The organism is Streptomyces sp. NPDC021225 (genome assembly GCF_044332865.1).
Classification (GTDB): Bacteria; Actinomycetota; Actinomycetes; order Streptomycetales; family Streptomycetaceae; genus Streptomyces.
On sequence record NZ_JBIRPV010000033.1, the window covers coordinates 1 to 4,760 of the forward strand.

The 4,760-nt window shown below is 69.3% G+C and carries 4 protein-coding genes and 1 pseudogene; all 5 read right to left on the minus strand.

Annotated elements, in window-relative coordinates; translation table 11 throughout:
• Positions 1 to 137 (minus strand): roadblock/LC7 domain-containing protein (locus ACH4S9_RS47025; protein WP_210606506.1); only part of this gene is annotated, 137 nt, incomplete at its 3' end.
• A 10-nt stretch (positions 138 to 147) separates the two neighbouring features.
• On the minus strand, positions 148 to 3,237 hold the full coding sequence (locus tag ACH4S9_RS47030; protein WP_398377819.1) for a nitrate- and nitrite sensing domain-containing protein: 3,090 nt from the start codon (positions 3,235 to 3,237) through the stop codon (positions 148 to 150).
• A gap of 337 nt (positions 3,238 to 3,574) precedes the next feature.
• On the minus strand, positions 3,575 to 4,159 hold the full coding sequence (locus ACH4S9_RS47035; protein WP_311727841.1) for an ATP/GTP-binding protein: 585 nt from the start codon (positions 4,157 to 4,159) through the stop codon (positions 3,575 to 3,577).
• Positions 4,140 to 4,550, minus strand: a complete 411-nt coding sequence (locus tag ACH4S9_RS47040) for a DUF742 domain-containing protein (RefSeq protein WP_311727840.1) — start codon at positions 4,548 to 4,550, stop codon at positions 4,140 to 4,142. The genes ACH4S9_RS47035 and ACH4S9_RS47040 overlap by 20 nt, the downstream gene beginning before the upstream one ends.
• Before the next feature lie 102 nt (positions 4,551 to 4,652).
• Positions 4,653 to 4,760 (minus strand): annotated as a pseudogene (locus tag ACH4S9_RS47045) (roadblock/LC7 domain-containing protein); the annotation flags it as partial.

The window sequence follows — 4,760 nt, forward strand, 5'->3', positions numbered from 1 at the left end:
GCTCGGTCACGGGGGAAGCCTTCGGACATCGCCAGAAGGAGTCCGTCGGCGGAGACCACCACCGTGTGCGACACCCCGGGGGTGTTGTCCACGAAATTGGTGATCAACCAGTTCAGGTTCTGCGCCGCCTGGCTCATCGGGCTCACACTAACGCTCCTGATCGTAGCTGCTGCCGGGGCCGTAGCCCTGTTGGTCATGCTGGTCACGCTGTTGGCGCCCCTTCTGGACGCCGCGGCGCAGGTTGCTCAACCTGCCGCGGATGTCCTCCGGCGCGCGGGAGATCTGGGGACCGCCCGCTCCGGTGGACTCCGCGGAGCCCTCGACCAGATTGGCCTTGGGCACGCGCCGGGGCAGACCGGAAGAGGTGATCCCCCCGGCCTTCGGCTCACGCAGCTGCTCGGCCCGGTGCCAGCGCTGGTCGTTTTCCGCGTGCCACGTGAAGGTGTCCGTGAAACCGTGCTCCCCCGGGCCCTGGCCGGGCCGCTCCGGCGCCGCGGGCGCCGCCGGTTCCGTGGCGGCCGGCGCTTGAGTCCCTGAGTCCTCCGACGGCTGCCACTGCCTCTCGCGGCGGGGGAGACCGGCGTCGGTCAGGGAGCTGATGGCGCTCGGGGAGGGCCCCGGACGGTGGAACTCTACGCTTTCCGGGGCAACTTCGGGAGCGCTTGGCGCAGATTCCGTTTGTGCTCCGGTTTGTGCTCCGAAGTTTGCCCCGAATGGCGACTCATACGAGCCGGTATCGCTCCAATTCCCCTGGTGGGAAGAGGCGGTGAAATCGGAGTACGGCTGCGTCAGAGGATCTGCCGGAGTGCTGTAATCCGGTTCCGGTTCGGAATACGGCACGGAAGGCGGGAACGGCATGGCCGGCCCGGTCGGCGTCGGCGGCGCGGCCGGCCCGGTGGCCGCGGCCGGTGCCCCGGTGGCACCGAGTGGCCCGGGCGCCGTCCCCAGCAGGGGGTCGGCGCCGTAGGCCGAGTCGTCGAAGCCGAAGTCGGCGGCCGTACGCGGCGCGGTGGCCTCGTGGGCGTTCTGCGGGGCCTGGGAGACCGCGGGAGCCTGCGGGGCTTGCATGGCCTGGGGGGCCTGCGGGGCCTGGGACGCCTGCTCCGGGACGATCGGGGAGACCGTGAAGTCCTGGCTCCCGGGCAGCTCCTCGCCGCCTCCGCCGTGCGTGATCGCGTCCGGCAGCATGACCAGCGAGGTGGTGCCGGCCTGCTCGCCCGACGGGCGCAGCTGGACCCGGATGTGGTGCCGGTCGGCCAGGCGGCCCACCACGTACAGGCCCATGCGCTGCGAGACCGTGGCGTCCACGGTGGGCGGATTGGCCAGCTTGTGGTTGATGTCCGCGAAGTCCTCGGCGGTCAGGCCGATGCCCTTGTCGTGGATCTCGATCATGACACGGCCGTCGGGCAGCCGGGTCGCGGTCACCCGCACCTTGGTGTGCGGCGAGGAGAACGTGGTGGCGTTCTCCAGCAGCTCCGCGAGCAGATGCACCAGGTCGGTCACGGCGTTGCCGTGGATCTCGGTCTCCGGGACGCTGGCCAGCTCCAGGCGCTCGTACGACTCCACCTCGGAGGAGGCGGCGCGCAACACGTCGACCAGCGGTACCGGCTGGTTCCAGCGGCGGCCCGGCTCCTCGCCCGCGAGGATCAGCAGGTTCTCGCCGTTGCGCCGCATACGGGTCGCCAGGTGGTCCAGCCGGAAGAGCTGCTCCAGCTGGTCCGGGTCGGCCTCGCTGTTCTCCAGGTCGGAGATCAGCGAGAGCTGGCGCTCGATGAGGCCCTGGTTGCGGCTGGAAAGGTTGGTGAAGATCGCGTTGACGTTGCCGCGCAGCATCGCCTGTTCGGAGGCGAGCCGGGTCGCCTCGCGGTGCACCCGGTCGAAGGCGCGGGCCACCTCGCCGATCTCGTCCCGCGTGGTGATCGGGATGGGCTTTATCCGGGTGTCGACCCGCCCCGGATCGGCCTGGGACAGCTGGTTGACCAGCGCCGGCAGCCGCTGCTCCGCGACATCGAAGGCGGCGTTGCGCAGCTGCCGCATGGAGCGGCTCATGGAGCGGGCCATCCGGCCCGCCACGACGAAGGCCAGGAGGAGGGCGAGCAGCACGATCGCGGAGTTCACAAACGCGTCGCGCTTTGCGTTCGCGGAGATTTGCGATGCCTCGTCCACGGCGTTGTCGACGAGCTGCTTCTCGACCTGGTGGTAGGCCTCGAACCTGGCCGTGGAGGCGGTGAGCCACGACGCCGGGGTGATGCCGCGCTCCTTCAGGTCCGCCGGCTTGGCGCCGTCGCTGATGGACGAGACCATCTGCTCCATGGACGGTGGGACCACGAACTGCCGGCCCTCGTCCGCGGCCTTCTGCCGCGCGGCGCCGACCTGCTGCTCGCTCTTCTTCTGCGCCGCCGCCATGGCCTGCTTCAGCCGGGCCACGTCCTCGGGGAGGCCGGCCGACTGGAACTCGGTGAGGGCGATGTTCTCCAGGTAGACATATGAGCCGAAGGCCGTGAGCTGGATCTTGCGGTCGGCCGCCGAGGGGCCGGGCTTGACCAGCAGATGGGCGCCGATCGCGCGCTGTAGCGATTCGGCGCCCTTGGCGAGCGAGACCGCGTAGACGGTCCGCCCGTAGGAGGTGATGTTGCCGGTGCCCAGACCGAGTTCGTTTGCGAACTCCAACAGTGAGTGCTCGACCGCGACATAGCCCTCTTCGGTCTTCACCCCGTTCAACCGGTCGGTGTAGGCGTAGCGGCGCAGATTGGCCAGCTGCGGCTCCACCGCCTGGAACGCCTTGAGGCGGCGCTGGAGGCTCGCGGTGTTCGGCATGTTCTCGGCGTACTTGTCGAACTCCGCCTTCGCGGCGTCGCTCGCCGCCCGCAACTTCTTCACCTCGTCCTCGGCGGAACCGGTGAGCAGCGGTACGGCGGTGCGGTCACGCTCGTCGACCAGCGCGTGGGCGTAGGCCGTGGCCGCGCGGACCAGCCGGGCGGTGCGCTCGGCGTCCTCTGCCTCGTTCCAGGTGGAAACGGAGGACTCGACGCGGAAGCCGCCGAAGACCAGGGCGACGAGGACGGGTATGAGCAGGATCGCGTTCAGGCGGGCCGGCACCCGCCAGTTCCGCGGCGACAGGCGACCGCCGGCCGCGGCGGAGGGCTCCGGCGCGTCGGTGGGTGGCGCCGCTGTGCGCGGCGGCGGGGTGAAGTTCCCCCGCGCCTGTTTCGCGGAGTCCGGCTTGCTTCGCCTCACTCGACCAACAACCTCTCGGCGTCGGCACCTGTGTCGTGCCGTTCCCAGCTGAGCCCGTACCGCCCAGTTCAGCGAATTCCAGCATGCCGTGTCGGTGCTTTCAAAACAGTCGGCAAAGCACCCGACCAGTTGTCTGGACCAGAGATAAAACGGGCGTTACGGGTGAGACATGTCAAACGTCGAACTAATTGGGCACGGAGCGGAGTCGTGCGATGGCCCTGTGTGTCCGATCCAGGGTTTTTCTCTGTCGAAACGTTATGAACGTCCGAGCGGGCCGTGTCCTAGGACACAGCCCGCTCCGGTCATCGGATCTCGGACAACTTCCGGGAGTTTACGCCTACTTCAGCCGTGCCATGAGCGCATGTTCCACGAGCGTGATGAGTGCGCTCTTGGCCTCGCTGCGGTGGCGGGCGTCGGTGATGATGATCGGGGTGTCCGGGCCGATCTGGAGCGCCTCGCGGACTTCCTCGGGGGTGTAGGGCTGGTGTCCGTCGAAGCCGTTGAGGGCGATGACGAAGGGCAGTCCGGAGTTCTCGAAGTAGTCGACGGCGGGGAAGCAGTCGGACAGGCGCCGGGTGTCGACCAGGACGACCGCGCCGATGGCGCCGCGGACCAGGTCGTCCCACATGAACCAGAAGCGGTCCTGGCCGGGCGTGCCGAACAGGTACAGGATCAGATCGTCGTCCAGCGTGATACGGCCGAAGTCCATCGCCACGGTCGTCGTGGTCTTGTCCTGCACATGGCTCAGATCGTCGATCCCGGCCGAGGCGGAGGTCATCACGGCTTCGGTGCGCAGCGGGTTGATCTCCGAGACCGCGCCGACGAACGTGGTCTTGCCCACGCCGAACCCGCCCGCCACCACGATCTTGGCCGAGGTGGTCGCGCGCGCGGGTGGAGCGCCGCTAGAGCTTGCGAAGTCCACTGAGCACCCTTTCGAGCAGTGTCACATCCGGGGTACCGCCCGCTTCCGCGTTGCCCCCCGGCTGATGGATCGCCACCATGCCCGCCTCGGCCAGGTCGGCGACCAGGATCCGCGCCACGCCCAGCGGCATGTTGAGCAGCGCGGACACCTCGGCGACCGACTTGACCTCCCGGCACAGATGGCAGATCCGCTGGTGCTCGGGAAGCAGCCCCTGCAAATGGGCGGGGTCCGCCGTCGTCGAGACGAGCGCCTCGATGGCGAGCTGGTAGCGAGGCCGGGTCCGGCCCCCCGTCATAGCGTACGGGCGCACCAACGGCTGGTCGCCTTCACCCCCGTACGGCGATTGGTGATGGCCGCCGTACGGGCCGGGCGATGCAGGGGGCGGGGTCATGGGTCCTCCGGTCGGGACAGGAAGTGACGGTCGTGCCGTCGGTCGGTGCCGTTTGGGGGGCGTTCGGCCTGTCAGCCGAGCGGGTGGGCGGCGGTCGGTCGGTCAGTTCAGGAGGCTGCCTTGCAGTTCGGCGCGGAGGTCCGGGGTGAGGACGGTGCCCGCGCGGTCGACCAGCAGGGCCATCTCGTAGCCCACGAGGCCGATGTCGCA

Coding starts and splice junctions, on each gene's coding strand:
- ACH4S9_RS47040 (WP_311727840.1), bottom strand. CDS start 4,550: ATGACCCCGCCCCCTGCATCGCCCGGCCCGTACGGCGGCCATCACCAA.